This window comes from Streptomyces sp. YIM 130001 (assembly GCF_003574445.1).
Classification (GTDB): domain Bacteria; phylum Actinomycetota; class Actinomycetes; order Streptomycetales; family Streptomycetaceae; genus Streptomyces.
Genome location: NZ_KZ984562.1, coordinates 154,462 through 180,552, shown reverse-complemented (window position 1 = coordinate 180,552; position 26,091 = coordinate 154,462). Strand labels below are relative to the sequence as shown.

The 26,091-nt window shown below is 70.5% G+C and carries 27 protein-coding genes; 10 read left to right on the top strand and 17 right to left on the bottom strand.

Going from position 1 to position 26,091, the window contains the following annotated elements; genetic code table 11:
* Positions 1-38: 38 nt before the first annotated feature.
* Positions 39-1,145 carry an alpha/beta hydrolase gene (locus DSC45_RS25430; protein ID WP_119294253.1) on the bottom strand — a complete coding sequence of 369 codons (1,107 nt, stop codon included), beginning with the start codon at positions 1,143-1,145 and terminating at the stop codon, positions 39-41.
* 216 nt (positions 1,146-1,361) lie between these two features.
* Between DSC45_RS25430 and folP the strand changes: the two genes are divergently transcribed.
* From folP to DSC45_RS25405, 5 genes are all read left to right on the top strand, one after another.
* Positions 1,362-2,222, top strand: coding sequence for a dihydropteroate synthase (gene folP, locus DSC45_RS25425; RefSeq protein ID WP_119294252.1), 861 nt, complete (start codon positions 1,362-1,364; stop codon positions 2,220-2,222).
* Positions 2,219-2,710: a nuclear transport factor 2 family protein gene (locus DSC45_RS25420; RefSeq protein ID WP_119294251.1), complete on the top strand. Its 492-nt coding sequence runs from the start codon at positions 2,219-2,221 to the stop codon at positions 2,708-2,710. The genes folP and DSC45_RS25420 overlap by 4 nt, the downstream gene beginning before the upstream one ends.
* Positions 2,711-2,927: 217 nt before the next feature.
* Positions 2,928-3,287, top strand: coding sequence for a dihydroneopterin aldolase (gene folB, locus DSC45_RS25415; protein WP_119294250.1), 360 nt, complete (start codon positions 2,928-2,930; stop codon positions 3,285-3,287).
* Complete coding sequence (gene folK / locus DSC45_RS25410; RefSeq protein WP_240434840.1) at positions 3,173-3,931, top strand: 2-amino-4-hydroxy-6-hydroxymethyldihydropteridine diphosphokinase; 759 nt, start codon at positions 3,173-3,175, stop codon at positions 3,929-3,931. The genes folB and folK overlap by 115 nt, the downstream gene beginning before the upstream one ends.
* Before the next feature lie 139 nt (positions 3,932-4,070).
* Positions 4,071-4,553, top strand: a complete 483-nt coding sequence (locus DSC45_RS25405; protein ID WP_119294248.1) for a DUF3180 domain-containing protein — start codon at positions 4,071-4,073, stop codon at positions 4,551-4,553.
* Between the two features lie 50 nt (positions 4,554-4,603).
* Here DSC45_RS25405 and folE read toward each other — a convergent pair whose 3' ends face one another.
* From folE to dacB, 6 genes are all read right to left on the bottom strand, one after another.
* A complete protein-coding gene (gene folE / locus DSC45_RS25400) occupies positions 4,604-5,209 on the bottom strand; it encodes a GTP cyclohydrolase I FolE (protein ID WP_119294247.1) in 606 nt (201 codons plus the stop codon).
* A gap of 126 nt (positions 5,210-5,335) precedes the next feature.
* On the bottom strand, positions 5,336-7,396 hold the full coding sequence (ftsH, locus tag DSC45_RS25395) for an ATP-dependent zinc metalloprotease FtsH (protein WP_119294246.1): 2,061 nt from the start codon (positions 7,394-7,396) through the stop codon (positions 5,336-5,338).
* A gap of 195 nt (positions 7,397-7,591) precedes the next feature.
* A complete protein-coding gene (hpt, locus tag DSC45_RS25390; RefSeq protein ID WP_119294245.1) occupies positions 7,592-8,131 on the bottom strand; it encodes a hypoxanthine phosphoribosyltransferase in 540 nt (179 codons plus the stop codon).
* Positions 8,132-8,171: 40 nt separating this feature from the next.
* Positions 8,172-9,269, bottom strand: a complete 1,098-nt coding sequence (gene tilS / locus DSC45_RS25385; protein ID WP_119294244.1) for a tRNA lysidine(34) synthetase TilS — start codon at positions 9,267-9,269, stop codon at positions 8,172-8,174.
* A 210-nt stretch (positions 9,270-9,479) separates the two neighbouring features.
* Positions 9,480-10,604 carry a zinc-dependent metalloprotease gene (locus DSC45_RS25380; protein ID WP_119294243.1) on the bottom strand — a complete coding sequence of 375 codons (1,125 nt, stop codon included), beginning with the start codon at positions 10,602-10,604 and terminating at the stop codon, positions 9,480-9,482.
* A gap of 99 nt (positions 10,605-10,703) precedes the next feature.
* Positions 10,704-12,236 (bottom strand): D-alanyl-D-alanine carboxypeptidase/D-alanyl-D-alanine endopeptidase, encoded by a 1,533-nt coding sequence (dacB, locus tag DSC45_RS25375; protein WP_240434847.1) that lies wholly within the window; start codon positions 12,234-12,236, stop codon positions 10,704-10,706.
* 167 nt (positions 12,237-12,403) lie between these two features.
* Here dacB and DSC45_RS25370 point away from each other — a divergent pair, with 167 nt between their 5' ends.
* Together DSC45_RS25370 and DSC45_RS25365 are read left to right on the top strand one after the other, a co-directional pair.
* Positions 12,404-12,892: an inorganic diphosphatase gene (locus DSC45_RS25370; protein ID WP_119294318.1), complete on the top strand. Its 489-nt coding sequence runs from the start codon at positions 12,404-12,406 to the stop codon at positions 12,890-12,892.
* Between the two features lie 146 nt (positions 12,893-13,038).
* On the top strand, positions 13,039-14,694 hold the full coding sequence (locus tag DSC45_RS25365; RefSeq protein WP_119294241.1) for a threonine/serine exporter family protein: 1,656 nt from the start codon (positions 13,039-13,041) through the stop codon (positions 14,692-14,694).
* Between the two features lie 45 nt (positions 14,695-14,739).
* Here DSC45_RS25365 and DSC45_RS25360 read toward each other — a convergent pair whose 3' ends face one another.
* Positions 14,740-15,435, bottom strand: coding sequence for a DedA family protein (locus DSC45_RS25360; RefSeq protein ID WP_119294240.1), 696 nt, complete (start codon positions 15,433-15,435; stop codon positions 14,740-14,742).
* Positions 15,436-15,661: 226 nt separating this feature from the next.
* Here DSC45_RS25360 and DSC45_RS25355 point away from each other — a divergent pair, with 226 nt between their 5' ends.
* Positions 15,662-16,027 carry a YbjQ family protein gene (locus DSC45_RS25355; protein ID WP_119294239.1) on the top strand — a complete coding sequence of 122 codons (366 nt, stop codon included), beginning with the start codon at positions 15,662-15,664 and terminating at the stop codon, positions 16,025-16,027.
* Between the two features lie 92 nt (positions 16,028-16,119).
* Here the strand turns inward: DSC45_RS25355 and DSC45_RS25350 are convergent, their stop codons facing one another.
* The 7 genes from DSC45_RS25350 to DSC45_RS25320 all read right to left on the bottom strand — a co-directional run bounded on the left by DSC45_RS25350 (position 16,120) and on the right by DSC45_RS25320 (position 22,823).
* Entirely contained in the window at positions 16,120-16,881 is a 762-nt protein-coding gene (locus tag DSC45_RS25350; RefSeq protein ID WP_119294238.1) for a MerR family transcriptional regulator, read from the bottom strand.
* Between the two features lie 207 nt (positions 16,882-17,088).
* Positions 17,089-17,877 (bottom strand): ABC transporter permease, encoded by a 789-nt coding sequence (locus tag DSC45_RS25345; RefSeq protein ID WP_119294237.1) that lies wholly within the window; start codon positions 17,875-17,877, stop codon positions 17,089-17,091.
* A complete protein-coding gene (locus DSC45_RS25340; protein WP_119294236.1) occupies positions 17,874-18,863 on the bottom strand; it encodes an ATP-binding cassette domain-containing protein in 990 nt (329 codons plus the stop codon). Before DSC45_RS25340 ends, DSC45_RS25345 begins: the two co-directional genes overlap by 4 nt.
* A 113-nt stretch (positions 18,864-18,976) precedes the next feature.
* Positions 18,977-19,621, bottom strand: coding sequence for a PadR family transcriptional regulator (locus DSC45_RS25335; protein ID WP_119294235.1), 645 nt, complete (start codon positions 19,619-19,621; stop codon positions 18,977-18,979).
* Positions 19,622-19,653: 32 nt separating this feature from the next.
* On the bottom strand, positions 19,654-20,196 hold the full coding sequence (locus tag DSC45_RS25330; protein ID WP_119294234.1) for a DinB family protein: 543 nt from the start codon (positions 20,194-20,196) through the stop codon (positions 19,654-19,656).
* A 159-nt stretch (positions 20,197-20,355) separates the two neighbouring features.
* On the bottom strand, positions 20,356-21,813 hold the full coding sequence (locus DSC45_RS25325; protein WP_119294233.1) for an aldehyde dehydrogenase family protein: 1,458 nt from the start codon (positions 21,811-21,813) through the stop codon (positions 20,356-20,358).
* A gap of 110 nt (positions 21,814-21,923) precedes the next feature.
* Positions 21,924-22,823, bottom strand: coding sequence for a helix-turn-helix domain-containing protein (locus DSC45_RS25320; protein ID WP_119294232.1), 900 nt, complete (start codon positions 22,821-22,823; stop codon positions 21,924-21,926).
* Between the two features lie 264 nt (positions 22,824-23,087).
* Between DSC45_RS25320 and DSC45_RS25315 the strand changes: the two genes are divergently transcribed.
* Positions 23,088-23,588: an ATP-binding protein gene (locus DSC45_RS25315; RefSeq protein ID WP_205571426.1), complete on the top strand. Its 501-nt coding sequence runs from the start codon at positions 23,088-23,090 to the stop codon at positions 23,586-23,588.
* 54 nt (positions 23,589-23,642) lie between these two features.
* Here the strand turns inward: DSC45_RS25315 and DSC45_RS25310 are convergent, their stop codons facing one another.
* Positions 23,643-23,885: a DUF397 domain-containing protein gene (locus tag DSC45_RS25310; protein WP_205571425.1), complete on the bottom strand. Its 243-nt coding sequence runs from the start codon at positions 23,883-23,885 to the stop codon at positions 23,643-23,645.
* A 292-nt stretch (positions 23,886-24,177) separates the two neighbouring features.
* Between DSC45_RS25310 and DSC45_RS25305 the strand changes: the two genes are divergently transcribed.
* A complete protein-coding gene (locus DSC45_RS25305) occupies positions 24,178-24,669 on the top strand; it encodes a hypothetical protein (RefSeq protein ID WP_240434839.1) in 492 nt (163 codons plus the stop codon).
* Between the two features lie 54 nt (positions 24,670-24,723).
* Here DSC45_RS25305 and DSC45_RS25300 read toward each other — a convergent pair.
* The coding region (locus DSC45_RS25300) for an FUSC family protein (protein ID WP_205571424.1) at positions 24,724-26,091 on the bottom strand (1,368 nt) is incomplete at its 5' end.

The window sequence follows — 26,091 nt, the reverse complement described above, 5'->3', positions numbered from 1 at the left end:
CCGCAGCACGCGCCGCCACGCGCGCCGGACCGCACACCTCAGCGCAGCCGCCCGCTCAACCACTCCAGGGCGGCGGGAATCTCGCGCCGCCAGGTGTTGAAGTTGTGCCCGCCGCTGCCCAGCGTGATCGAGGAGACCCGCGCGGGCGCCCGCACCTTGCCGATGAAGCGCTGGGTGGCGCGGTAGTTGCCCTCCCCGTGCCTGCTGCTGGCGACCAGCAGCGAGACGGGCGGCGGGGGCTCGTGGTCGAGGAACCAGAGCAGGTCCGCGCGCTGCTCCAGGCGCCGGTCACCGTGGAAGAGGTCCCCGGTGGTCGGATCCGACGGCGCCCGGTACTCGGCGGAGAGCCCGGCTCCGGCGCCGAACCGGGCGGGATGGTGCAGGGCGAACTTCAGCGCGCAGTAACCGCCGGTGGAGTTCCCGATCACGCCCCACTGCCCGCGACCGGTGCCGACCCGATAGTGCCCGGCCACCGCCTCCGGCACGTCCGAGGAGAGAAACGTCTCGCTCCGCGGCCCGCCGGGCACATCGACGCACTCGGTGTCCCGGGGCGGCGCGACCGTGGGCCGCATCATCACCAGGAGCATCGGCTGCATCCGCCCCTTGCGCACGAGCGAGTGCGCCGTCTGCGGGTACTGCAGCCCCTTGAAGAGCGCCCGCGCCGTACCCGGATAGCCGGTCAGCACCATCGCGGCCCGGAAGGTCCGCTGCTTTCCGCCCGGACGGAAGTACTCCGGCGGTACGTAGACGTACGCGGGCGCCGCGAGCCCCGAGCGGCGGCCCTCGATCCGGACCCGCTGAATCTGGCCACCCTGCGAAGGACGTGCCCCGCCCGGCACGTTCACGGTGCGGGTGCCGGTGACCTCGAGCGGCGCGCCACCGCGGTCGTGGTCGACGACGACGCCGGGCTCGCGTTCCTGTCCGAAGAGGTCGGCCCAGGAGGCGTAGAAGCCGAAGGAGCGGTTCGCGGCCAGACCCAGCGAGGCGAAGATCGTCACCTGGGTGAGGAGCAGCAGCCCGATCCGCGCGAGCACCACCCGCACCGACCGCCCGGCCAGCCGCGGCCAGAACCAGACCGTGCCGGCGAACAGGAGCACCGCAAGGACGACGGCGAGCACCAGGACCCTGCCGCTGGTGAGCGTCATCCGGTGCCCCCTCTTCTCGTGTCCGCGGTGCGGCGACATCCGCCCGTACAGACAGGCCTGACCGTTCCCGGCCCATCGCGAACCCGAATGCACCCCGTCGGGCGCACCCCGTCCCTCGTCCCACGCGCGGGAGACCGCCCCGCGCACCTGTCCGGTAACTGCCGTGCGCCCTCCCGCCGACGACAGCAGTGCGAGGACAGGACCTACGCTTGTCGCATGAGTACGCTGCCTGGCCGCGGCCACGTCGAGGGCCTTCCGCACTGGGACCGCTGCGCCGTGATGGGCGTGGTCAATGTGACCCCCGACTCGTTCTCCGACGGCGGCCGGTGGTTCGACACCACGGCGGCCGTCAAGCACGGCCTCGACCTGGCCACCGCGGGCGCCGACCTGGTCGACGTCGGCGGCGAGTCCACCCGGCCCGGCGCTCCGCGGGTCGACGAGGACGAGGAACTTCGCAGGGTCGTCCCGGTGGTGCGCGGACTGGTCTCGGAGGGCGCCACGGTCTCGGTGGACACCATGCGCTCCTCCGTCGCGGAACAGTCCCTCGCGGCCGGTGCGACCCTCGTCAACGACGTGAGCGGCGGACTCGCCGACCCGGCCATGATCCCCGTCGTCGCCGCCGCGGACGCCCCCTTCGTGGTCATGCACTGGCGCGGCTTCAGCGAGCACATGAACAGCCGCGCGGTCTACGACGACGTGGTCGGCGAGGTACTTGCCGAGCTCCACGCGCGCGTGGAGGCCGTCGTCGCCGGCGGAGTGGCCCCCGAACGGATCGTGCTCGACCCCGGCCTCGGCTTCGCCAAGAACGCACCGCACGACCTGGCCCTCCTGGCCGGCCTGCGCCGGCTGCGCGAACTCGGCCGCCCCGTCCTGGTCGCCGCCTCCCGCAAGCGTTTCCTCGGCCACATCCTGGCCGGGCCCGAGGGCGCGCCCCCGCCCGCACGCGAACGGGACGCCGCCACCGCCGCCGTCTCCGCCATCGCCGCCCGCGAAGGAGCCTGGGCCGTCCGCGTGCACGAGGTGCGCGCCACGGCCGACGCCGTCCGCGTCGCCCGCGCCGTCGAAGGAGCCCTGTGACGTCCCCTGCGGACACCGAGGCGGTCGAGTCCGCCAACACCGCCTACTACGAGGCCGTGGAGCGCGGCGACTTCGACGAACTGGCGGACCGGTGGCTGTCCGGGGACGAGGGCGAAGGCATCTCGTGCGTGCACCCCGGCTGGCCGCTGCTGACCGGTCGCGGCGAGGTCCTCAGGTCGTACGCCCTGATCATGGCGAACACCGAGTACATCCAGTTCTTCCTCACCGACGTACACGTCTGCGTGCACGGCGACACCGCCCTGGTGACCTGCACCGAGAACATCCTCAGCGGCGGTCCCGCAGAGGACGGCGCCGAACTCGGGCCGCTGGTCGGCCAGCTCGTCGTCGCGACGAATGTGTTCCGTCGCACGGAGGACGGCTGGCAGCTCTGGTCGCACCACGCCTCACCCGTGCTCGCCGAGTCGGTGGACGATGCGCCGGACGGCGACGGGGACGACGAGACCGACGGGCCCACCGGCACGGCCTGAGCGCCGTTCCATGCTGCCGCCCGCCCGGGTGGGCGGACCTCCCGAGGTGGTTGGGAGCCGGAGCTCATGGGTAGGGGCGGCTACCAGTTGCGGCCCGTACTGTCCATAGCCCCCATGGGCAGGCGCTGTCGGAGTGCGCAGGTAGATTCGACGTCGGCCGGTGCGCCGACCGCACCCGGCAGTGCCGGCCCAACCGACGATTTCAGGAGTGATTCGCGTGGATCGTGTCGCGCTGCGCGGCCTCAGGGCCCGCGGGCACCACGGTGTCTTCCCCCGTGAGCGTGAAGAGGGTCAGACGTTCATCGTGGACCTGGTTCTCGGCCTGGACACCAGGGCGGCCGCGGCCGACGACGACCTGGCGAAGACGGTGCACTACGGCGTGGTCGCGGAGGAGGTCGTCGCGGTCGTCCAGGGCGACCCGGTCGACCTGATCGAGACGCTCGCGGAGCGCATCGCCGAGCTGTGCCTGAAGCACGACGGGGTGCAGGAGGTCGAGGTCGTCGTGCACAAGCCCGACGCCCCGATCACCGTGCCCTTCGACGACGTGACCATCACCATCATCCGGAGCCGAGTATGAAGCCCCCAAGCCACCCGGCGACCAGCCCCGACGGCGCGGCCACGGACCGCCCCGACTTCGGTGATCCGACCGTCCAGCCCGTGCCCGCCTCCGTGGTCGAGCAGGTCGACGCGGCCGACGCGACGCTGAACAACCCCAAGAACGCGGTGATCGCCCTCGGCAGCAATCTGGGCAACCGTCTGGAGACCCTGCAGGGCGCGGTCGACGCCCTCGAGGACACCCCCGGCCTGCGGGTCAAAGCGGTCTCCCCGGTGTACGAGACGGAGCCCTGGGGCGTCGAGCCGGGCACCCAGCCCTCGTACTTCAACGCGGTGGCGATCGTCCGCACCACCCTGCCGCCTTCCTCCCTGCTCGAGCGGGCCCACGCGGTCGAGGAGGCCTTCCACCGGGTCCGGGACGAGCACTGGGGCCCGCGCACGATCGACGTCGACATCGTGTCGTACCAGGACGTCCTCTCCGAGGACCCGGACCTGACGCTGCCGCACCCGCGAGCCCACCAGCGCGCCTTCGTCCTGGCGCCGTGGCACGACATGGACCCCGAGGCGCAGCTGCCCGGCCGGGGGCCGGTCGCCGCGCTGCTCGCGTCCGTCGCCCGCGAAGGTGTGGCACCGCGCGTGGACCTGGAACTCCGGTTGCCCGAGTAGTCGTTAGGGTCTACTGGGCAGCCGCCGTGGCACCCGGGACACCGAGAAGTACGGCGGCCGCACGACGAGACCGGACGACGGGCCGGAAGGCACCACCGGCGGGCGGCCGGAGGACCACCGGCAGGACGAAGGGGCGGCCGTGAAGCTGCTGCGCATCAGGACGCTCATCGGTCTGTTCCTGGCGGCCGGGGTGATCTCCTGGGCCGGCGCGAGGCTCTGGGACTCCCTCGGCGAGCTGCCGAGCATCCCCTTCGCCGCGCCGATCGTGCTCGCCGCGATCGCCGCGGTGCTGCTCGCCACGGCCCTGTCGTTCCGCTCCCGCCTGCGCGCCCAGCGCGAACGCCGGCCCGGAGCCAAGGGCGTGGAGCCGCTGATGGCGGCCCGCGCCCTGGTCTTCGGCCAGGCGAGCGCCCTGGTGGCGTCCCTGGTGTGCGGTGTGTACGGCGGCGTCGGAGTGTTCCTGCTCTCCCGGCTCGAGGTGCCCGCGCGCCGCGACCAGGCGATCTACGCGGGCTTCTCGGTACTCGCCGGAGTGGCCGTCGTCGTCGTGGCCCTGTTCCTCGAGCGGATCTGCAAGCTGCCCGAGGACGACGACACGGGCGAGGGCACGGCGACGGCCTGACCGGGCCCGCCGATCCCCCTCAAGCCGCCGCTGCGGCCGTCGTCACCACGTCACTTGGCCAGGATCAGGCTCATCGCCTCGGAGCGCGTCGTGGCGTCCCTCAGCTGCCCGCGCACCGCCGAGGTGGTCGTCTTCGCACCCGGCTTGCGGATGCCGCGTACCGACATGCACATGTGCTCGGCCTCGATCACCACGATCGCGCCGCGGGCCTCGAGGATCCGCATCAGTGAGTCGGCGACCTGCGTGGTGAGCCGCTCCTGCACCTGGGGGCGCCGGGCGAACACCTCGACGAGGCGGGCCAGCTTCGACAGGCCGGTGATCTTGCCGTTCTCGGCCGGGATGTAGCCGACGTGCGCGACCCCGTGGAACGGCAGCAGGTGGTGCTCGCAGAAGCTCACCAGCTCGATGTCCTTGACCAGGACCATCTCGTCGTGGCCGAGATCGAAGGTCGTCGTCAGGACGTCCTCCGGCTCCTGCCAGAGACCGGCGAGCAGCTCCCGGTACGCGCGGGCCACCCGGGCCGGGGTCTCGCGCAGGCCCTCACGGTCGGGGTCCTCACCGATCGCGGCCAGCAGCTCTCGCACCGCGCCCTCGGCCCGCTTCTCGTCGAACTCGCCTATCCGGGCGTCAGCGTCCAGCGTCACCGGGTCGGTCATCAGTGCCTCGTTCCTGTCCTCTGGCCTGCGGGCATACGAAAATGCCGCGCCCCCCCAGGCTAGAACCAGGGGGGCGCGGCATCCATTCCGGGCCCGGTGGGACCGCAGGGCGGTCCCGGTCGGGTGTCAGCTCTCCGGACGCTCCTCGGGCACCGGGTCGACCGCCGGCTTGGTGAGGTCGGTCGCCGCACCGGCATCGGTCGCGCCTGCCGTCACCGCGGGTGCGGCGCCGTTCGTCCCGTTGGTGAGGGAGAGTTCGCGCGGCGAGAGCACCGGCGGACGGGTCGACGGCGTACGCCGGTTGGAACCCGTCCACGCGGGGCGGGCCGGGCGCTTCACGATCTGCGCGAAGACCTCGGCGATCTGCTCCTTGCCGAGGGTCTCCTTCTCCAGGAGCTGGAGTACCAGGTTGTCCAGGACGTCCCGGTTCTCGACCAGGATCTCCCAGGCCTCGTTGTGCGCGGTCTCGATGAGCTTCTTGACCTCTTCGTCGACCAGGGCCGCGACCTCTTCCGAGTAGTCGCGCGGGTGGCCCATCTCGCGCCCCATGAACGGCTCGGAGTTGTCCCCGCCGAACTTGATCGCGCCGAGTCGCTCGGTCATGCCGTACTGCGTGACCATGGATCGGGCCGTCGCCGTCGCCTTCTCGATGTCGTTGGCCGCGCCGGTGGTCGGGTCGTGGAAGACCAGTTCCTCCGCCGCTCGCCCGCCCAGCATGTAGGCGAGCTGGTCCAACATCTCGTTCCGCGTGGTCGAGTACTTGTCCTCGTCGGGCAGGACCATCGTGTAACCGAGGGCTCTGCCGCGGGACAGGATCGTGATCTTGTGGACCGGATCGGAGTTCGGTGAAGCCGCCGCGACCAGGGCGTGTCCGCCCTCGTGATACGCGGTGATCTTCTTCTCCTTGTCCGACATGATCCGGGTCCGCTTCTGCGGTCCCGCCACGACCCGGTCGATCGCCTCGTCCAGGAAGTGATTGTCGATCAACTTGGCGTCGCCGCGGGCCGTCAGCAGCGCGGCCTCGTTCAGCACGTTCGACAGATCGGCGCCGGTGAAGCCGGGGGTGCGGCGGGCGACGGCCGAGAGGTCGACGTCGGGAGCGACCGGCTTGCCCTTCTGGTGGACCTTGAGGATCTCCAGACGGCCCTGCATGTCCGGGCGGTCGACCGCGATCTGACGGTCGAAACGGCCGGGGCGCAGCAGCGCCGGGTCGAGGATGTCCGGCCGGTTGGTGGCGGCGATCAGGATGACGCCGCCCTTCACGTCGAAGCCGTCCATCTCGACGAGCAGCTGATTGAGCGTCTGCTCACGCTCGTCGTGACCGCCGCCCATGCCCGCACCACGGTGCCGGCCGACGGCGTCGATCTCGTCGACGAAGACGATCGCCGGGGCGTTCGCCTTGGCCTGCTCGAAGAGGTCTCGGACTCGGGAGGCACCGACACCGACGAACATCTCGACGAAGTCGGAACCCGAGATCGAGTAGAACGGGACGCCCGCCTCGCCCGCGACGGCGCGCGCGAGCAGCGTCTTGCCCGTACCGGGCGGGCCGTACAGCAGTACGCCCTTGGGGATCTTGGCGCCGACGGCCTGGAACTTCGCCGGCTCCTGCAGGAACTCCTTGATCTCGTGGAGCTCCTCGACCGCTTCGTCACTGCCCGCGACGTCCGAGAACGTCGTCTTCGGAGTGTCCTTGGTGATCAGCTTGGCCTTGGACTTCCCGAACTGCATGACACGGGAGCCGCCGCCCTGCATCTGATTCATCAGGAACAGGAACACGACGATGATCAGGACGAACGGCAGCAGCGTCAGCAGGATCCCGACGAACGGGTTCTGCTTCGACGGCGAGACCGTGTAGCCCTCTTCGATGTCGCCGCTCTGGTAGTTCGCCTGCAGCGTCTGGGCCACGGCGGTGCCCTGGTCGCCGATGTAGCTGGCCTGAATCTTGGTGCCGCCGCCGTACTTGTCCTTGTCGGCGCCGTCCTTCAACTCGACCTTGATGGTGTTCTCGTCACCAGTGGTCAGCTTGGCCGTCTTCGCCTGCTTGTCGTTGATGGCCCTGACGACCTCGGCGGTGTCCACCGTCTTGTAGCCGCCGGACGAACCGACGACCTGCATCAACACGACCACGGCGAGGACGGCCAGCACGATCCACATGACCGGCCCACGGAAGTATCGCTTCACGTCCATCCATACGGAGCGGAATCGCCCCGTCCCTCCTGCCATAGTGAGTTTGATAAAGACTGTTCTTCGGACGGTACCCCAGCATTGTCACCCGCGACCGCAGGGGACGGCTGACAAACCTGGCTTCCCATGCTCCAACGGCGGGAACGGCACCAGGGTTCCCGGGGGCCACCCGGCGCCCCCGAGGGGCCTGTTCGGGAATCAGCCGCCGTACACGTGCGGAGCGAGCGTGCCGACGAACGGAAGGTTCCGGTACTTCTCCGCGTAGTCCAGGCCGTAGCCCACGACGAACTCGTTGGGGATGTCGAAGCCGATCCACTTCACGTCGATGTCGACCTTCGCGGCGTCCGGCTTGCGCAGCAGCGTGCACACCTCGAGCGAAGCCGGCTCGCGGGAGCCGAGGTTCGACAGCAGCCACGACAGCGTCAGGCCGGAGTCGATGATGTCCTCGACGATCAGGACGTGCCGTCCCTTGATGTCGGTGTCGAGGTCCTTGAGGATCCGCACCACACCGGACGACTGCGTGCCCGCGCCGTACGAGGACACGGCCATCCAGTCCATCGTGACCGGGGTGGACAGTGCGCGGGCCAGGTCCGCCATGACCATCACGGCACCCTTGAGGACACCGACCAGGAGCACGTCCTTGCCCGCGTACTCCGCGTCGATCTTCGCGGCCAGTTCGGCCAGCTTCGCGTCGATCTCTTCCTTGGTGAGGAGTACCGATTCGAGCTCGGTGCCCATGTCTTTCGCGTCCACCCGCACATCACTTTCGCATCGCCGGTCAGCCTTGCCGGATGACCAGTCTGCCACCCTGCCGCTGGGCCTCCACCCGGCCGGGGAGGTTGATGGCGCCCTGCCCGCGCCAGCCGGTGATCAGGCGGTCCATCTCCTCGATGTGCCGGGCGAAGAGCGAACCGGCGGGCGCACCGGCCTCGATCGCGGCACGGCGCAGGATCCGGCGGCGTACCGCGGAGGGCAGGGCGTAGAGCGCGGCGCATTCGAGGCGGCCCGCCTCGTCGCGCACCGAGGCCTCGGCGCGGGCGGCCCAGTCGTCGAGGGCGTCCGCGTCGTCGCGGGAGAGCTGCGCCGTACGGGCGAGGGCCTCGACGACGCCCTTGCCGAGCGCCTTCTCGAGGGCGGGCAGGCCCTCGTGGCGCAGCCGGGAGCGGGTGTACGCGGGGTCGGCGTTGTGCGGGTCGTCCCAGACGGGCAGCGACTGGACCAGGCAGGCCTTGCGGGCGGTCTGCCGGTCGAGGTGCAGGAACGGACGGCGATAGCGGCCGGCGGCGCCGCGGCCCGGGGAGACAGCGGCCATGCCGGAGAGCGAGCGGATGCCGGAGCCGCGGGCGAGGCCGAGCAGAACGGTTTCGGCCTGGTCGTCGCGGGTGTGGCCGAGCAGCACTGCGGCGGCGCCGTGGCGCTCGGCGACGGCGTCGAGCGCGGCGTAGCGCGCATCGCGGGCTGCGGCCTCGGGGCCGCCGTCACGGCCGACGGCGACGGCGACGGAATCGACGGGATCGAGACGGAGGGCGGTCAGACGTGCGACGACATCGGCCGCGCGGGCGTCGGAGCCGGGCTGCAGTCCGTGGTCGACGGTGACGCCGCCGGCCCGGATGCCGAGCTTGGGGGCCTCGAAGGCGAGGGCGGAGGCGAGTGCCATGGAGTCGGCACCGCCGGAGCAGGCCACGAGCACGAGCGGCGGGCGGACCGCCTCGCGGGTGGCGGGCACGGTGGGGGTGGGGACGCTCGACGGTGCGGGAGCGCCGTTCGCGGAAACGGTTTGCGCCGCGCACCCGCGCGCCGCCTGGTCGGACAGTACGTCGTGGAGTACGCGGCGGACCGCCAGGCGTATCGCCGCGACCGCAGGATGGGGACCCATGGTCCGGTTCCCTTCGTGAAGTTCGGGAGGGTGCTTCGGTTCAGTCACTCGGGGGTCCGAAACGCCAGGGACCTTCGAGATCGGTCACACAGAGTGCGTCGATGGTGACAGAAGCGAGCCGTTCCCCGAGCATCGCACGCCTACCGAGAGCCCACGGTCCCTCGGACGGGTGATTGGCGGGTCTTCATTCTGCCGTCGCAGGCGGGCCTTCTAGGACTCTGCCTTACGGTGCACCCTCGCGATCCAGTCCGACGGTTCGGCGATCTCGGCCTTGGTGGGCAGCGTGTTCGGCGAGGTCCAGACGCGGTTGAAGCCGTCCATGCCGACCTCCTCGACGACCGCCCGTACGAACCGCTCTCCGTCGCGGTACTGGCGGAGCTTGGCGTCCATGCCGAGCAGCTTGCGCAGGGCCAGGTCCAGGCGGGACGCGCCCTTCGCCCTGCGTTCCTTGAACTTCTCCCGGATCTCCGCGACGGAGGGCACCACGGCCGGACCGACGCCGTCCATCACGAAGTCCGCGTGCCCCTCGAGCAGGGACATCACGGCGGTGAGGCGGCCGAGCGTCTCGCGCTGCTCGGGGGTCTGCACCAGTTCGACCAGGGAGCGGCCGCCGTCGTCACCGTCGGCCTCGTCCGTGCGGTTGCCGGTGAAGGCACCGGCGGCCTCGCGCAGGCGCTCCAGGACGGTCATCGGATCGACCTCGGTCTCGCCGAGGAACGTCTGGATCTCGCCCTCGAGGTGATCGCGCAGCCACGGCACCCCGGTGAACTGGGTGCGGTGCGCCTCCTCGTGCAGGCAGACCCAGAGGCGGAAGTCGTGCGGGTCCACGTCGAGTTCGCGCTCCACGTGGACGATGTTCGGCGCGACGAGGAGGAGCCGGCCGCCGCCCGCCGCAGCCGGCAGCTCGCGGCTCGGCGGGGCGAACGTCTCGTACTGGCCGAGGACGCGCGAGGAGAGGAACGACAGGAGCATGCCGACCTCGACGCCGGTGACCTTGCCGCCCACCGCCCCCAGGACCGCACCGCCGGGGCCGCTCGGGCGGCGCTCGCTCATCTTGTCCAGGAGCGGCCTGAGGACCGCGCGGAAGCCCGCGACGTTCGCCCGCACCCAGCCGGGGCGGTCCACCACGAGGACGGGGGTGTCGTGCATCTCGTCCGTCGCCATCCTGGTGAACGAACGGACGTGCTCCTCCGAGGACTTGGCGTGCGCGCGCAACTCGGCGACGACAGCCCGCGCCTCCTCGCGGCCGATCTCGGGACCCGGCCTCGCGAGCCGGGTCGCGGTCGCCACCGCGAGATTCCAGTCGACCATCTCCGCACCACCGATGCTCGTCATGCGTCAACCGTACGTGCTCCGCCCGCAGGACGGAGGTCCTTGGAACGGCGGAACGGGACGGAGCGGGCGGATCCGGTGGGCGGCAGGCGTGTGCGGCTCTCAGCGGCAGCCGCAGTTGGCGATGGCGGAGGCGAGGCGGTCGAGGGCGTCCTGGGCGGCCTGCGGGGCGACGGTCTTGGACGCCGTGAAGGCGAAGACCAGGAGACGGCCGTCGGCGTCGACGACGGAGCCGGCGAGCGTGTTGATACCGGTCAGGGTGCCCGTCTTGGCGCGGACCAGGCCGGTGCCCGGGGCCGCGCCCTCACTGTCGTAGCGGCCGGCCAGGGTGCCCGTGAAGCCGGCGACCGGGAGGCCGGTCAGGACGGGGCGCAGTTCGGGGCGCTTCGGGTCGGCTGCCGCGGAGAGCAGGCCGGTGAGGAGCTGGGCGGTGATCCGGTCGTCGCGGTCGAGGCCGCTGCCGTCGGCGAAACGGGTTCCGGAGACCGGGAGTCCGAGCTTGTCGAGGCGGGCCTTGACCGCCTTCTCGGCGCCGTCGAAGGAGGCCGGTTCGCCTGCGTCGAGCGCGACCTGGCGGGCCAGGGCCTCGCCGATGTCGTTGTCGCTGTTGGTCAGCATGCGCTCGACGAGGGCGGACAACGGCGCCGAGGAGGTCCCGGCCAGCGGTTTCGCCTTCTTCGGGGCCTTGTCCTCGCGCGGTGCGCCGTCGATCTTCACGCCCCGGTCCGCGAGCAGGTCCGCGAAGGTGCGGGCCGCGTCGCCCGCCGGGTTGCCGCTGCGCGGGGCCGGGCCCTTGGCGGAGTCGTCGAGGCGGCCCTCGTCGGCCATCAGGGCGGTGACGGGGGCCAGGTTGTCGTTGGGGCCGAGGGGGTGCTTGGCGGTACCGGAATAGAGGGAGGTGTCGTAGGCGAGCTTGATGCCGCCGGACGACTTGTCCTTGCCGGCGTCGTTCTTGCCGTTCTTGCCGTCCTTGGCGTCCTTGGCGTCCTTCTTGCCTGCCGGCTTGTCGTCGGAGGCCGGGGCGTCGGAGCCGCTGGAGCGTTTCTTCAGGGCGGCTGCCGTCCGGTCGGCCAGTTCGCGCAGGCTCGCGGCGCCGTCGGCGTTCTTGTGGGCGGTCAGTGTCGGGTCGCCGGCGCCGACCAGGGTCAGTTCGCCGGAACCGTCCTCGGCCACCACCCGGGTGGTCAGGCGGTGGTCGGGGCCGAGGGCCGCGAGGGCGGCGGTCGCGGTGGCGATCTTCGTGGTGGAGGCGGGGACGACGGCCGTGTCCGCCTTGGACCGGTACACCGTGTCGCCGGTGGCGGCGTCGACCACGGAAGCCGTGCGCTCCGGCCCGAGCGCGGAGTCCTTCAGGAGCGGTTCCAGTACGTCGGCGAGGGCGACCGCGGTCGGTGCGGGGACCGAACCGCCCGATCCGTCGCCTCCCTCGGAGGCACCGAGCGCCGCGAGCACACTCGGCGCGCTCGGCACGGGCGCCGGCCCCGTACGGCCGTGATCTGCGCCACCCACGCCCTCCTGGGTGACCGCCCTGTCCCGCTCGGCCGTACGCTGGCCTGAGTCCCAGGGACCGGCCGCGGTCGCCACGGCAGCGGCCAGTGCCAGGCCCGCGGTGGCCGCTCCCGCCGTGAGCTTCAGCGTCGAGAGCGTACTGGGCGTCGTGGACTTCGGAAGTTGCCGAAGCCACTGCGCCGGCCCTCCGGCCTTGGACTCGGGCACCTCGGACCAGCCCCTTTCGCGATCACACTCCTGCGTGAGGGACACTTAATCACTCGTTGTATGTGCTGATCATGGAGGAGCCACCGGTGGAGTTCGACGTCACGATCGAGATTCCGAAGGGTTCGCGGAACAAGTACGAGGTGGACCACGAGACCGGTCGGATCCGTCTGGACCGCCGGCTGTTCACGTCGACCAGTTACCCGGCCGACTACGGCTTCGTCGAGAACACCCTCGGCGAGGACGGCGACCCGCTGGACGCGCTGGTCATCCTGGACGAGCCGACCTTCCCCGGCTGTCTCATCACCTGCCGCGCGATCGGCATGTTCCGGATGACCGACGAGGCGGGCGGCGACGACAAGCTGCTGTGCGTGCCGGCGTCCGACCCCCGAGTGGAGCACCTGCGGGACATCCACCACGTCTCCGAGTTCGACCGCCTGGAGATCCAGCACTTCTTCGAGGTCTACAAGGACCTGGAGCCCGGCAAGTCCGTGGAGGGTGCCGACTGGGTCGGCCGCACGGAGGCCGAGGCCGAGATCGAGAAGTCGTACAAGCGCCAGGAGGCGAAGGGGCACTGAGCCTCCGGGAGGCGTGCAGAGCCTCCCGACTGTCCTAGCCGGACGGGCCGCGCGATCCAACGGAGGATCGGGCGGCCCGTTCGTGTGTACGTGCGCATACTGGGCGTGAGCCCTGTGACCAGAGCAGGAAGGAGGAGCTGACAGCCGTGGCCGAGGCCGAGGAGGACGACCGCAAACCGCAGTCGGACGAAGCGCGAAGCGCGTTCGCTCCGGTCGGCGGAGTCGAGGCACCGGGCGTTTCCGAGGACGAGCATCCGACCTCGGAGTTCACCGTCCCGCAGGGGCTGCGGATCCAGCCGGCGCCCGTGGACGAGCAGGAGTCGTCGGCGTTCACTCCCCCGGAAACGTACGACGCGGCCCGGGTGGCCGTGACGTTCACGCCGCCCGAGGGTGTTCCGATCGTCCGGCTGACGAAGGACGTGCCCTGGCAGGACCGGATGCGCACCATGCTGCGTACCCCGGTGGCCGACCGTCCCGCACCCGAGGCGACGCAGCGGCCGGAGGAAGAGGGGCCGGCAGTGCCGCGCGTCCTCGACCTGACGCTGCGTATCGGCGAACTGCTGCTCGCGGGCGGTGAGGGCGCCGAGGACGTGGAGGCGGCGATGTTCGCGGTCTGCCGCAGTTACGGGCTCGACCGGTGCGAACCGACAGTCACGTTCACGCTGATCTCGATCTCGTACCAGCCGTCCCTGGTCGACGATCCGGTGACGGCCTCGCGGACCGTGCGGCGGCGCGGCACCGACTACACCCGGCTCGGGGCCGTGTTCCGGCTCGTGCACGACATCAGCGACGAGAGCGTCGACGTCACCCTCGAGGAGGCCTACCGGCGCCTCGCCGCGATCCGCAGGAACCGCCACCCGTACCCCGGTTGGGCCCTGACCGCCGCGGCGGGACTGCTCTCCGGCTCGGCCTCCGTCCTGGTCGGCGGTAATACGGCGGTGTTCTTCGCGGCGGCCATCGGCGCGATGCTCGGCGACCGCTTCGCCTGGCTGCTCGCCGGGCGCGGAATGCCGGAGTTCTACCAGTTCGTGGTGGCCGCGATGCCGCCTGCCGCGGTGGGTGTGGCGATGAGCCTGTGGGAGCTGCCGGGGGTACGGGCCTCCGCGGTGATCACCGGTGGGCTCTTCGCGCTGATCCCGGGGCGGGCCCTGGTCGCGGGTGTGCAGGACGGGCTGACCGGCTACTACATCACCGCCGCGGCGCGGCTTCTCGAGGTCGCGTACCTGGTCGTCGGCATCGTCTGCGGCGTCCTGATGGTGCTGTACCTCGGGGTGATCCTGGACGCCGGGCTCAATCCGGAGACCACCGTCCAAGGCCCGAACCGGCCGGTGATCCAGATCCTGGTCGCGATGTCGCTGAGTCTGGCCTTCGCCATCCTGCTCCAGCAGGAGCGTTCGACCGTGCTTCTGGTGACCCTCAACGGAGGGGTGGCCTGGGTGATCTTCGGTGCGATCGCCCATGCGGGCCGGTATTCGCCGGTGGCGGCCACCGCGCTCGCGGCTGGTCTGGTGGGGCTGTTCGGGCAGCTGCTCTCGCGCTATCGGTTCGCCTCGGCGCTGCCGTTCGTGACGGCAGCGATCGGGCCGCTGCTGCCGGGTAGTGCCACGTACTTCGGGCTGCTCGAGATCGCCAGGAACGATCTGAACGCAGGCCTGGCCTCGCTCTCCAAGGCGGCGGCGCTGGCGCTCGCCATCGCGATCGGCGTGAACCTGGGCAGCGAGATGGCCCGGCTCTTCATCAAGGTGCCGGGCCAGGAGGATCCGACCGGACGCCGCGCGGCCAAGCGGACCCGCGGCTTCTGACGGACTGCGGAGCCCCGCCCCTCACGGCGGGCGGGGCTCCGGCGGTCAGCGCTTGGCGTGGCGGCCGCGCGGGGCCGCGGACGGGCCCTCGCCGCCGTCACCCTGGGCCGCGGCGGCCTTCTTCGACTTGCTGCGCGCGCGGAGGAACTCGATGGCGATCGGCAGCACCGACAGCAGCACGATGGCGACGAGGATGGCCTCGATGTTCTTGTGCACGAACTCGACCTTGCCGAGCGCGGCGCCGAGCAGCGTGACGCCGGCGCCCCACAGCACACCGCCGATGACGTTGAACGTGATGAACGAGCGGTAGTTCATCCGGCTCACACCGGCGATGATCGGCGTGAAGGTCCGCACGATGGGCACGAAGCGCGCCAGCACCAGCGATTTCGGACCGTGCTTCTCGAAGAATTCGTGCGCCTTCTCGACGTTCTCCTGCTTGAAGAGGCGGGAGTCGGGGCGGGTGAAGAGGGCGGGGCCCACCTTGCGGCCGAAGAGATACCCCACCTGGTCACCGGCGATCGCGGCGAGGACGACAAGGAGGCACACCAGCCAGAGCGGCTGGTCGAGGGTCCCCGCGGTGACCAGCAGACCGGTGGTGAAGAGCAGCGAGTCGCCCGGCAGGAAGAAGCCGATCAGCAGCCCCGACTCGGCGAAGACGATGACCAGCACGCCGATGAGGCCGAACGTCGGGATCAGATAGTCCGGATCGAGCCAGCTTGGTCCGAGCGCAAGCGTCATCACGGGTCCGGGCTCCTGGAGTGTCGTGTGCGGAAACGGCCGTGTGGCCGCCCCAAAAGTATCAACGCAGCAATACTGCACCCAGTTCCACCCGGGCCGACCCCCCTAGGGGCGGCCGGGCTCTGCCCGCGCCGCCGCCAGGACCGCCGTGCCCGGACTCCGGGTGCGGTGGGCGCAGACCGGGAGAAAGCTGGTCGGGGACAACGACCAGGCTGCGCGGGAGGCAGAGATGGGCATCGAGGACTTCGGCGGCGGACAGACGCCGCAGTCGGACGTACTGGTGGTGACCACCAACGACGTACCGGGATACCAGGTGGAGCGGATCATCGGTGAGGTCTTCGGCCTGACCGTGCGCTCGCGCCATCTCGGCAGCCAGATCGGCGCGGGCCTCAAGTCGATGGTCGGCGGCGAACTGAAGGGCCTCACCAAGACCCTGGTGGAGACCCGTAACCAGGCGATGGAACGCCTCGTCGAGCAGGCACGCGCGCGTGGCGCGAACGCGGTCCTGATGATGCGCTTCGACGTCACCGAGGCGGCCGACGTCGGCACGGAGGTCTGCGCGTACGGGACGGCCGCGGTCATCGCCCGGGCCTGAGGAGGCGGTGTCCACGCGCGCGTGGAGGGCGATCGTACGAGACGTACGACCACCCTCCACGCGCGCGTGAAGGGTGGTCGTACGCGATCGGTTCAGGCACGACGGGCCGCGTTGGCGAGGATGGCCTCGCTCACGTAGGCCGCGAGCCCCGGGGCCACGTTCTCGTAAGCGGCGGTGAAGCGGGGGTCGTCGACGTACATCCCGGCGAGACCTCGGTGGATCTCGTAGGTGCAGTCGTAGTAGTACCGACGGATGTGCTGCCGGTGTGCCTCGGCCAGGTCCGTCGCGGCCTCGGAGTCCGACGCGGATCCGGCGGACAGGGACTCGGCGAAGCGGCGGTTGAGGTCGTCGGCCTCGGCCTGGATGCGCTGCCAGTCCTCCTTGCTGTACGAGCCGGTCCTTCGCTGGGACTCGCGGTAGGCGTCGGTGCCGCCCCAGCGCTCCTCGGCCTCCTCGGCATAGCCGTCGGCGTCGAATGCGCCGCCGAACACCTCGAACTTCTCCTCGGGCGTGAGGTTGATGCCCATCTTCCGTGCCTCCATCGCGGTCTCGACGGCCTCGGCCATCTGCTGGAGCTTCCGGATCCGTCCGGTGAGCACCTCGTGCCGGCGCCGCAGGTGGTCCCGTAGGTCCACCTCCGGGTCGTCGAGGAGCGCGGCGACCTCGCCCAGCGAGAAGCCGAGCTCTCGATAGAAGAGGATCTGCTGGAGCCGGTCGAGGTCCCTGTCGTCGTAGCGGCGGTGGCCGGCGCCGCTGCGCCCGCTCGGGTTGAGCAGGCCGATCTCGTCGTAGTGGTGCAGTGTGCGCACCATGACGCCCGCGACATCCGCGACCCGTCCGACCGTGTAGCTCACCGTCCGCTCCCTTTCGTCCGGCCGTGGTCCGTCCGGCCTTTTGCCGGTACGCAGCAGACTGGCCCCTCACGTCGCGTGAGGTGCAAGCCGGTCACCGACGCCCGGTCCTCCCACCCCGCCGTGCCCGGTTCGGATCGGCCGTCGTGCCCGTACGGCCGCACGCGCGCGGGCGGCCGGAGCGAGGGTGCACCGGCCGCCCGCCCGACGTCACTTGCTCAGTCCCCGGAAGCGTCGTACGGCCAGGGGGAAGAAGACCGCGACGATCGCCACGGGCCACACCACCGCGAGCAGCATGGCGTGTTCCGACGCCCAGGAGGTCCCGGCGCCTCCGCCGCCGTTCCCGAACAGGTCGCGGACCGCCGTGGCCGTGGCCGACATCGGGTTCCACTCGACCGTCGCACCGAGCCAGCCGGGCATGGACTCGGGGGTGGCGAAGGCGTTGGACAGGAAGCCGATCGGCCAGACGAGGATCTGCACCGCGGCGACCAGCTCCGGCCGGCCCGCGACCATCGCCAGATGGATGCCGAGCCAGAGCATCGCGAACCGCAGCAGCAGAAGCAGCCCGATCGCCCCGAGGAACGCGCCGAACGAGCCGTGCCAGCGCCAGCCGACCGCGAGGCCCACTCCCACGAGCACCAGGAGCGACACCGCGGACTGCAGCATGTCGGCGGCCGAACGTCCGACGAGCACCGCGCCGTCGGCCATCGGCATCGCGCGGAAGCGGTCGACCACGCCCTTGTTGAGGTCCTGGGTGACCGCGACCATCGTGGCGTCCAGGCCGAAGGCCATGGTCAGGGCGAACATGCCCGGCACCAGGTATTCGCGGTAGTCGCCCGCGACCCCCACGCCACCGCCGATCAGGTAGCCGAACATCAGCAGCAGCATCACCGGGAACACGAGCCCGACGACGAGCTGTACGGGCTGCCGCGCCCAGTGCGCGAGTTCGCGTCGCGTCATGGTCCAGGAATCGGTGATCGCCCAGCCTGCCGTACTCATGCGGACACCTCCTGTGCCGTCTTCACCGCTGCCTCGCCCGCGCCCCGAGGCGGACCGGACGGCCCGCCCGTGAGGTGCAGGAAGACCTCGTCGAGGGTCGGCCGCCGCACGGCCACGTCCTCCGCGTCGATACCGGCCTCCTCCAGGGCACGCACGACCGAGAACAGCGCAGCCATCCGGTCCACGACCGGGGCGCCGACCATGCGCCGGTCCGGGTCGGTGGTGACGTCCGCGGTGCCGACCCGGTGGCCGATCAGCGCGGCGGCCTCAGAGAGCCGGCCGGCGTCGTGCAGGACGACGTCGATCCGGTCGCCGCCCGTCCGGGACTTGAGTTCGTCCGCGGTGCCGACGGCGATCGCCCGCCCCTTGTCGATCACCGAGATGCGGTCGGCCAGTTGGTCCGCCTCCTCCAGGTACTGGGTGGTGAGCAGCACCGTGGTGCCGCCGCCGACCAGCGAACGGACCGCGCTCCACACCTCGGTACGGCCGCGCGGGTCGAGCCCGGTGGTGGGTTCGTCGAGGAACAGCACCTCCGGGTCGGTGATGAGGGACGCGGCCAGGTCGAGCCGGCGCCGCATACCCCCGCTGTACTGCTTCACGGCCTTGCGGCCGGTGTCGGCGAGGTCGAACCGCTCCAGGAGCACGTCGGCCCGCTCCCGCGCCCGGCGTGCGCCGAGGTGGTAGAGCCGCCCGAACATGTCCAGGTTCTGCCGGCCGCTGAGCTCCTCGTCCAGCGCCGCGTGCTGGCCGAGGAGTCCGATCCGGGAGCGCACCTCGCGCTGCCGGGTCAGTGCGTCGAGGCCCGCCACCTCGACGCGTCCTTCGTCCGGGTCAAGGAGCGTGGCCATGACGCGTACGGCCGTGGTCTTGCCCGCGCCGTTGGGGCCGAGCACGCCGTGCACCGTGCCTCGGCCGACGGTCAGGTCGAGCCCGTCGAGAGCCCATTTCTCCCCGTACTTCTTACGCAGTCCTTCGACGACGATCACCGCTCCTCCTTCCGTAGTCAAACTTGACCACTGAGGGAAGGTAGCGCCTTGCGAGCGATTGGTCAAACTTGATTAATGAAGTCGCCGGGCGGCCGCGGCTCCCCCGGAGAAGGTCAGCCGGCGTCCTCGGGGTGCTTCTCCCCGGTCGCGTACGGGTTCTCCTCGCCGTCCTTGAGCACGCCCACGAACGGTTCGCCCTCACCGGCGAACACGTAGGCGCCGCCCTCGATCCGCTCGATCAGGCCGAGGGTCCACTTGCGCCCCGCGGCGGCGGTGTGCAGCCAGAGGTTCATGATCTCGCCGATGTGCCCGAACTCCTCGGGGTTGCTTCCCTCCGGCGTGTACTCCTCGCGGATGCCGCGCCGCCACTCCTCGATGCGCTCGATCCGGGTCCGCAGCAGCCGGACCGCCTCGTCCCGCGGCAGATCCACGATGAATCCGACGGCGGCCGACTGCACGTCCATCTTCTGGTCGTAGGAGGTCAGGTACTCGCGCAGCATCGCGAAGAACTCCTCGGTGCCGAGCTCCGTCATCTCGTACTCGGTGCGGGGCGGGCCGCCGACCGTGGACGGCGCGACCTCGTGGGCCTTCAACAGGCCTTGCTTCGCCATCTGCTTGAGCGCGTGGTAGATCGAACCCGGCTTCCCGTTCGACCACTCGTGCGCACCCCAGAACTCGAGGTCGTTACGCACCTGGTAGCCGTGCGCCCGGCCGTGCTGGCGGACGGCGCCGAGGACGAGGAGCCGGATCGCAGACATCTCCCGAACCTTTCTATTCAAGTTTGACGTCCCTACCCGGCCAGCGTATCGGCCTCCGCGACCAGCTCGAAGGCGGTCCTGCCGTCGAGGCTCTCGCGGATGATGTCCGCGTGGCCCGCGTGCCGGTCCATCTCGCTGATCAGCCGGAGCAGCAGCCAGCGCAGCGAGACGTCCTCCTTCGGGAACCACGGCTGGTCCGGGAGCGCGAACGTGTCATCGAGGCTGGGTGCGGACCGGATGAAGTCCTCCAGGTCCTTCGACACCCGCTCCCAGTAGGCGAGTTGACCGGCGATGGTCTCGTCGCCGACGAGCCGGAAGCACTCGTGCCAGTTCGTCTCGTCACGGGCGACGGCCGCGTCCTCGCCCTTGGCGCGCGCCGTCCAGCCCTGCTCCACCTCGACCACGTGCTTGAGCAGTCCGGACAGCGAGAGCTCGCTGGCGCTCGGCGTGCTCGCCGCCTGCTCCTCGCTGAGTCCGAGCAGCGAACGGCGGATGCCGCCGCGGGCCTCTTCCAGGAAACCGAGCAGGGCGCCGCGCTCGTCGCCGTGAGCCTCCGCGGATACGTGAGCAACCATGACTGGACCGCCTTCCGACCCGAAGCCGGCCTCTTGCCGACTTCCTGGGATCGAATCTACGGACACTTGCGGTCAGCTTCTGTCCGCAAGTGGCTGGGGTCCGCGAAAAGTCGTTCCGCGCACAGAAGACCTGCTCACAGCACCGGAGAACCGTCGGTCTCAGAGCGGGAAGCCGGCCCTGCCGTGCTGCACCGAGATCCACTTCTGGGTGGTGAAGGCGTCCACCGCGGAGTCGCCGTTGAGCCGGCCGAGCCCCGAATTCCGCTCCCCGCCGAACGCCACCGACGGATCGTCCTGCACCGTCGAGTCGTTGACGTGGAACATGCCGGTCTCCACCCGCCGTGCGAAGCGCACACCGCGCTCCACATCGGCCGTGTGCACGGCCCCGCCGAGCCCGTAGAGGGTGTCGTTCGCCAGGCGTACGGCCTGCTCCTCGTCCTCGAACGGGATGAGCAGCGCGACCGGGCCGAAGATCTCCTGGCGCAGGACCGGCGAGTCGACCGGCAGCCCGGTGAGCACCGTCGGCTCGACCAGGTTGCCCACGGTGCGACCCTGCACCAGGGCCGTCGCCCCCTCGGCGAGCGCCAGGTCGACGGCGGCACCGACGGCCTCCGCCTGCGAGGCGTTGATGACCGGGCCGATCTGGACGCCCGGATCGCGCGGATCGCCGGTCCTCAGCGCCCTGACCCTGGCGAGGAACTTCTCCGTGAACTCGACCTCGACGGAGCGGTCGATCAGGATGCGGTTGGCGGCCATGCAGACCTGCCCCTGGTTCACGAAGCGGCTGAAGACCGCCGCGTCCACGGCGTAGTCCACGTCCGCGTCGTCGAGCACCACCAGGGCGCTGTTGCCGCCGAGTTGGAGTACGGAGCGCTTGAAGTGGCTGGCCGTGACCGCCGCCACGTGCCGGCCCACGCGGTCCGAGCCGCAGAACGAGATGACCTTCGGCACCGGGTGCTCGAGCAGGGCGTCGCCGATCTCGGCGATGTCCGTGACCACCACGTTCAGGAGGCCCTTGGGCAGGCCCGCGGCCTCGAAGATCCGGGCGACCAGGCCGCCGCCGACCACCGGGGTGTTCTGGTTGGGCTTCACCACGACACCGTTGCCGAGGGCGAGGGCGGGGGCGACGGACTTGAGGGTGATCAGGAGCGGGAAGTTGAACGGGCCGACCACACCGACCACACCGACCGGCAGCCGCACCAGGCGGTTCTCCCGGCCCGGGGTCGGCGACGGCACGATGCGCCCCTCGGGGCGCAGTGCCAACTGCACTGCCTCGCGCAGGAATTCCTTCGCCAGGTGTACTTCGAGTGCCGCCTTCAGGCGGGTGCCGCCGACCTCCTCGATGATCGCATCGACGATGTCGTCCTCGTACTCCTCGGTGACCTTCAGGGCGCGCTCGATGATGTCGCGGCGAGTGAAGGGGCTCTCGGCGGCCCAGGCGCGCTGGGCCCGCTCGGCCGCCCGGTAGGCCTCGTCGATCTCGTAGCGCGTGGCCACCGTGATCGCGGCGAGCTTCTCACCGTTGTACGGATTGAAGTCGATGATGTCCCACGAGCCGTTGCCGGAGCGCCAATTGCCGTCGATGTACTGGTGCGCCAGGTCGGTGAAGAAGGACATGCGACCCCTTACCCGGGCGCCGGTGCGCCGTCGATACCCCTGCTGCTTCCCTGAGTTGCTGCTGGGCTGCGTCTGCTCTGCGTCTGATGTCACGTCATCGTACTGGCGTTTCAGGAGAGTTGGAGTAGACCACGAAGAAGATCTCGGGTTTCCGACGGTGACGGGCAGTCCTCGACGAGGCGCTCCATGGCCTTTTCGTAATGGGCCACTTCCTCTCCCTTGTCGAGGTAGAGGGCGCTGGTGAGCTGCTCCAGGTACACGACGTCCGAGAGGTCGGACTCGGGGAAGCGCAGCATGGCGAAGGAACCGGACTCGCCGGAGTGGCCGCCGAAGCTGAACGGCATCACCTGCAGGGTCACATTGGGCCGCTCGGAGATCTCGATCAGATGCTCCAACTGCCCCCGCATGACGTCCCGGTCGCCGTACGGGCGGCGCAGCGCGGCCTCGTCGAGCACGCAGTGCAGGCGCGGGGCCCGCTCGGAGACGAGGATCTTCTGGCGCTCGAGACGCAGGGCGACGCGACGGTCGATCTCGGCCTCGGTCAGTTCGCCGCCGCCGCGCGTGACCACGGCGTGCGCGTACGCCTCGGTCTGCAGGAGTCCGTGCACGAACTGGACCTCGTAGACCCGCAACAGCGTTGCGGCGCCCTCGAGTCCGACGTACGTCTGGAACCAGCCGGGCAGGACGTCGGAGTAACTGTGCCACCAGCCCGCGACGTTGGCTTCCTTGGCGAGGCCGAGCAGCGGGCCGCGCTCGGCCTCGGCGGAGACTCCGTACAACGTCAGCAAGTCCTCGACGTCCCTCGCCTTGAAGCTCACCCGGCCCAACTCCATGCGGCTGATCTTGGATTCCGAAGCGCGGATCGAGTAACCGGCCTGTTCACGGGTTATGCCGCGCGACTCCCGCAGGCGGCGCAGCTGCGAGCCGAGCAGGATCCGTCGCACCACCGACCCGCCTCCGGCCTCGACGGCGCCGGCCCCGGGCGCTCCCCACGACTCCCCTGCAGTCACTGCGTCAACCCTTCCCCATCACTCAGGACCCGGATTCTGCCATTAAACGCTCCAGCCCGTACACGTTCGATTACGGAAACAGGTCCCTCACAGAACGGCTACGAAAGAAGTCACAAGAAGAAATGACCAAGAAACGGTACGGGATCCCCCAACTCCGGCGCGTGCACGTGCATCTGCCCTTGCATCCGCCCTACGCATTCGGAACGATGGGCCGCGCGCACCACCGCAACATCGCTACGGCCGCGAAACCGGGGAGTGCCTCGCATGGGGACGAACGGATCAACCATGCTCGAGCCGTTAAGGCAGGGGCTTCCCCCCATCGACCCCTCGGCCGTGTCGAGTGCAGCGGTCTGCTCGCTGCCTGCGCGGTACGACGCAGTGGGCGGGGCACGCCGCTTCACCCGACGGACCCTCACCGACTGGCAGTTGGACGAACGCTTCGACGACGTCGCCCTGGTCGTGTCCGAACTCGTCACCAACGCCCTGCGGCACGCACTCCCCGCCGACACCCCGCGCGACGACGAGCCTCCCGTACGTCTGCACCTCATGCACTGGGCCTCGCGCCTGGTGTGCGCCGTGCGCGACCCCAGCCGCCAGTCGCCCGCCACTCCCGATGACGAGGAACTGGCCGATTTCTCCGCCGAGTCGGGGCGTGGACTCTTCCTCGTCGACTCGTTCAGCGACAGCTGGGGCTGGCATCCGCTGGCCGGACGACTGAGCGGGAAGGTCGTCTGGGCGCTGTTCAGGCTGACCGAGGACGCGTGACGCGGTCCGCGTCGTGGCACGCCCCCGTGTCTTCGGCCGGGACTCCGGCGCCGGTCAGGCGCCCGCTATGAGGTGGTCGAACTCCCCGTCCTTCATGCCGAGGAGCATGGCCTCGATCTCGGCCCGGGTGTAGACCAGAGCCGGCCCCTCGGGGAAGCGCGAGTTGCGCACGGCGACGTCGCCGCCGGGAAGCCGGGCGAATTCCACACAGGAACCCTGTGAGTTGCTGTGCCTGCTCTTCTGCCAGACGGCACCTTGGAGCTCTGTGGCCGCCATGCCGTTGTACGCGTGGTGCACAGGTCGCTCCCCGTGGACTGTCCCCGTGGGACTGTGACTGATGATGCAACATTGAAGCAGCGGTCAACTGCCTTGGATCATAGCTATGTTCACATGCCGATGCATGGGCAAATGCACGTGCACGCGCGGTGTTTGCCTGGTTACAGCCCCTGTCGGCCACTGACCGACCCCTTGCCCGGCTCCGCACGCGGCCCTCACCGGACCCTCACAAGCACGCTTCGACGGCGGCCACTTTGGTAGCTTGTCCCGGCTTCAAATCGAGGCCTATGAACATCCATTGGGGGACCTTCCAGTGCTGAAGCACGTACGCATCTGCGCCGCCGCGGCGGCCGTCGCCGCCGTTCTCGCCGTGAGCGGATGCAGCACCGACAGCGGGGACGACGGCAACAAGGACGAGACGCCGTCGGCGAGCGACAACGGCGAGGGCACGTCGGGTGGTTCGGGTGAGTCCGAGGCTCCGGGCGACGGTGCGACGGGCAGCATCGAGGGCAACTGGGCCACGGTGGCGAGCGGCAAGCCGGTCGCTCTCGTCGTGCAGGGCACGCGGGTGGCGATCGCCGGCGAGCACGTGTGCAGCGGGACCGCGTCCGAGGAGGGCGGCTCGCAGACGCTCAAGCTGTCGTGCAAGGACGGCAACACCGACCGTACTCAGGGTGTCGTCACCTCCGTCGACGACAAGACGCTGAAGGTGAAGTGGGAGGGCGCCGGCGAGGAGGCCTTCAGCAAGGCCGACGGCAAGGAGCTTCCGGACGGTCTGCCTACGGAGGGGCTGCCCAAGTCCTGATCGAGGTGGGGCGGTTGGCCGATACGCCGGCCTCCGCCCGATGCGTCGAGGAGGTCAGCGGGGCGTGGTTCCGTCAGGGGGCTGCGTCCCGTTCTGCTTGCCGCCGCGCTGGGTCCCGTTCTCCTTGCCGCTCTGCGCGTCCTTGCCGGGCTGCTGCGACCCGTCGCTGTCGCGCGGCTTCGTCTCGTTGCGTGAAGTGACCTTGTTCCTGGCCGAGTTGTCCGTCCCCTGGACGGACATGGGGACGTCGGTGGTGCCCATCGCCTCCGAGAGTTCCTCGAAGGCCTCCATCAGCAGGTCCGCGCCCTGCCGGACGACTCGGTCCGGGACTCCTTCGCCCGTCCATGCCTCCAGGGCCGCGCGGATCGGCTCCCAGTCGGGGACCTGACGCTCGCGTACCGCTCGCGCCGCGTCCTTCGTCCCCTCCTCGATCGCGTCCGCGAGCCGTGCCGCGGACGGCACGGGCGTGGTGCCGTGCTCCGGCAGATGGGCCTCCATCAGCATCGCCGCGCGGGCGATCCGGGCGAGCGCATGTTCGGCGTCGTCGGCCGCGGAGCGCGAGAGGCCGCGGTGGCGCACCGGTTCGCTCTGCGCCCGCGCCACGGCGTCCTGCCAGGCCAGCCTGGCGGTACGGGCGTCGAGGAGGGTGTCCCGCACCGCACTGTTGGGGTGGTCCACGGGCTCCGCGTAGTGACGGACCACGGCCGCGGCGTACCGGCCGTCCGCGGCCAGCCAGTCGGCGAGGCGGTTGCGCAGCCGAGGCGTCTCCCAGGCCGGGTAGAGGGCGTAGCCGAGCATCGCGAGCACGCCGCCGACCAGGGTGAGGAGCACGCGCTCCGGCACGGTCTGGGACAGGGCCTCGCCACCCATGCCGAGCAGGAAGACGACGTAGGCGGAGATGGTCACCTGGGAGACCGCGTATCCGGTACGCATCAGGAGGTACGTCAGGCCCGCGCAGGCGATCGCGAGCACGCCGGCGAGTGGGGCGTCCGGGTCGACCAGCTGGACCACGCCGGTGGCCAGACCCACGCCTAGCAGGGTGCCGCCGAAGCGCGCGACGGCGCGGCCGTACGTCTGGGAGAAGTCCGGGCGCATCACCATCACGGATGTCAGCGGGGCCCAGTAGCCGTGTCCCAGCGGCAGCGCGTTGCCGATCAGGTAGCCGGTGACTCCGACGGCCGTGACCCGGATCGCGTGGCGTCTGATCGGGCCTTTCCGTCGCACCTGGTCGCGCATGGCGCGCAGGGCGACCGGGATCAGCTCGAGGAGGGAAGGGCGGACGAGGGGGACGGGCGGTGGTTCGGGGGTGTCCGCGTCGGGGTCGGATTCTGGTTCGGGTTCGTTTTGGGCGCTGGGCAGCCCGGGGTCGGCCGCGGAACCGTCGAGGGGTGCTGATGCGGCGCCGGGGTCGGACTCCGGGGC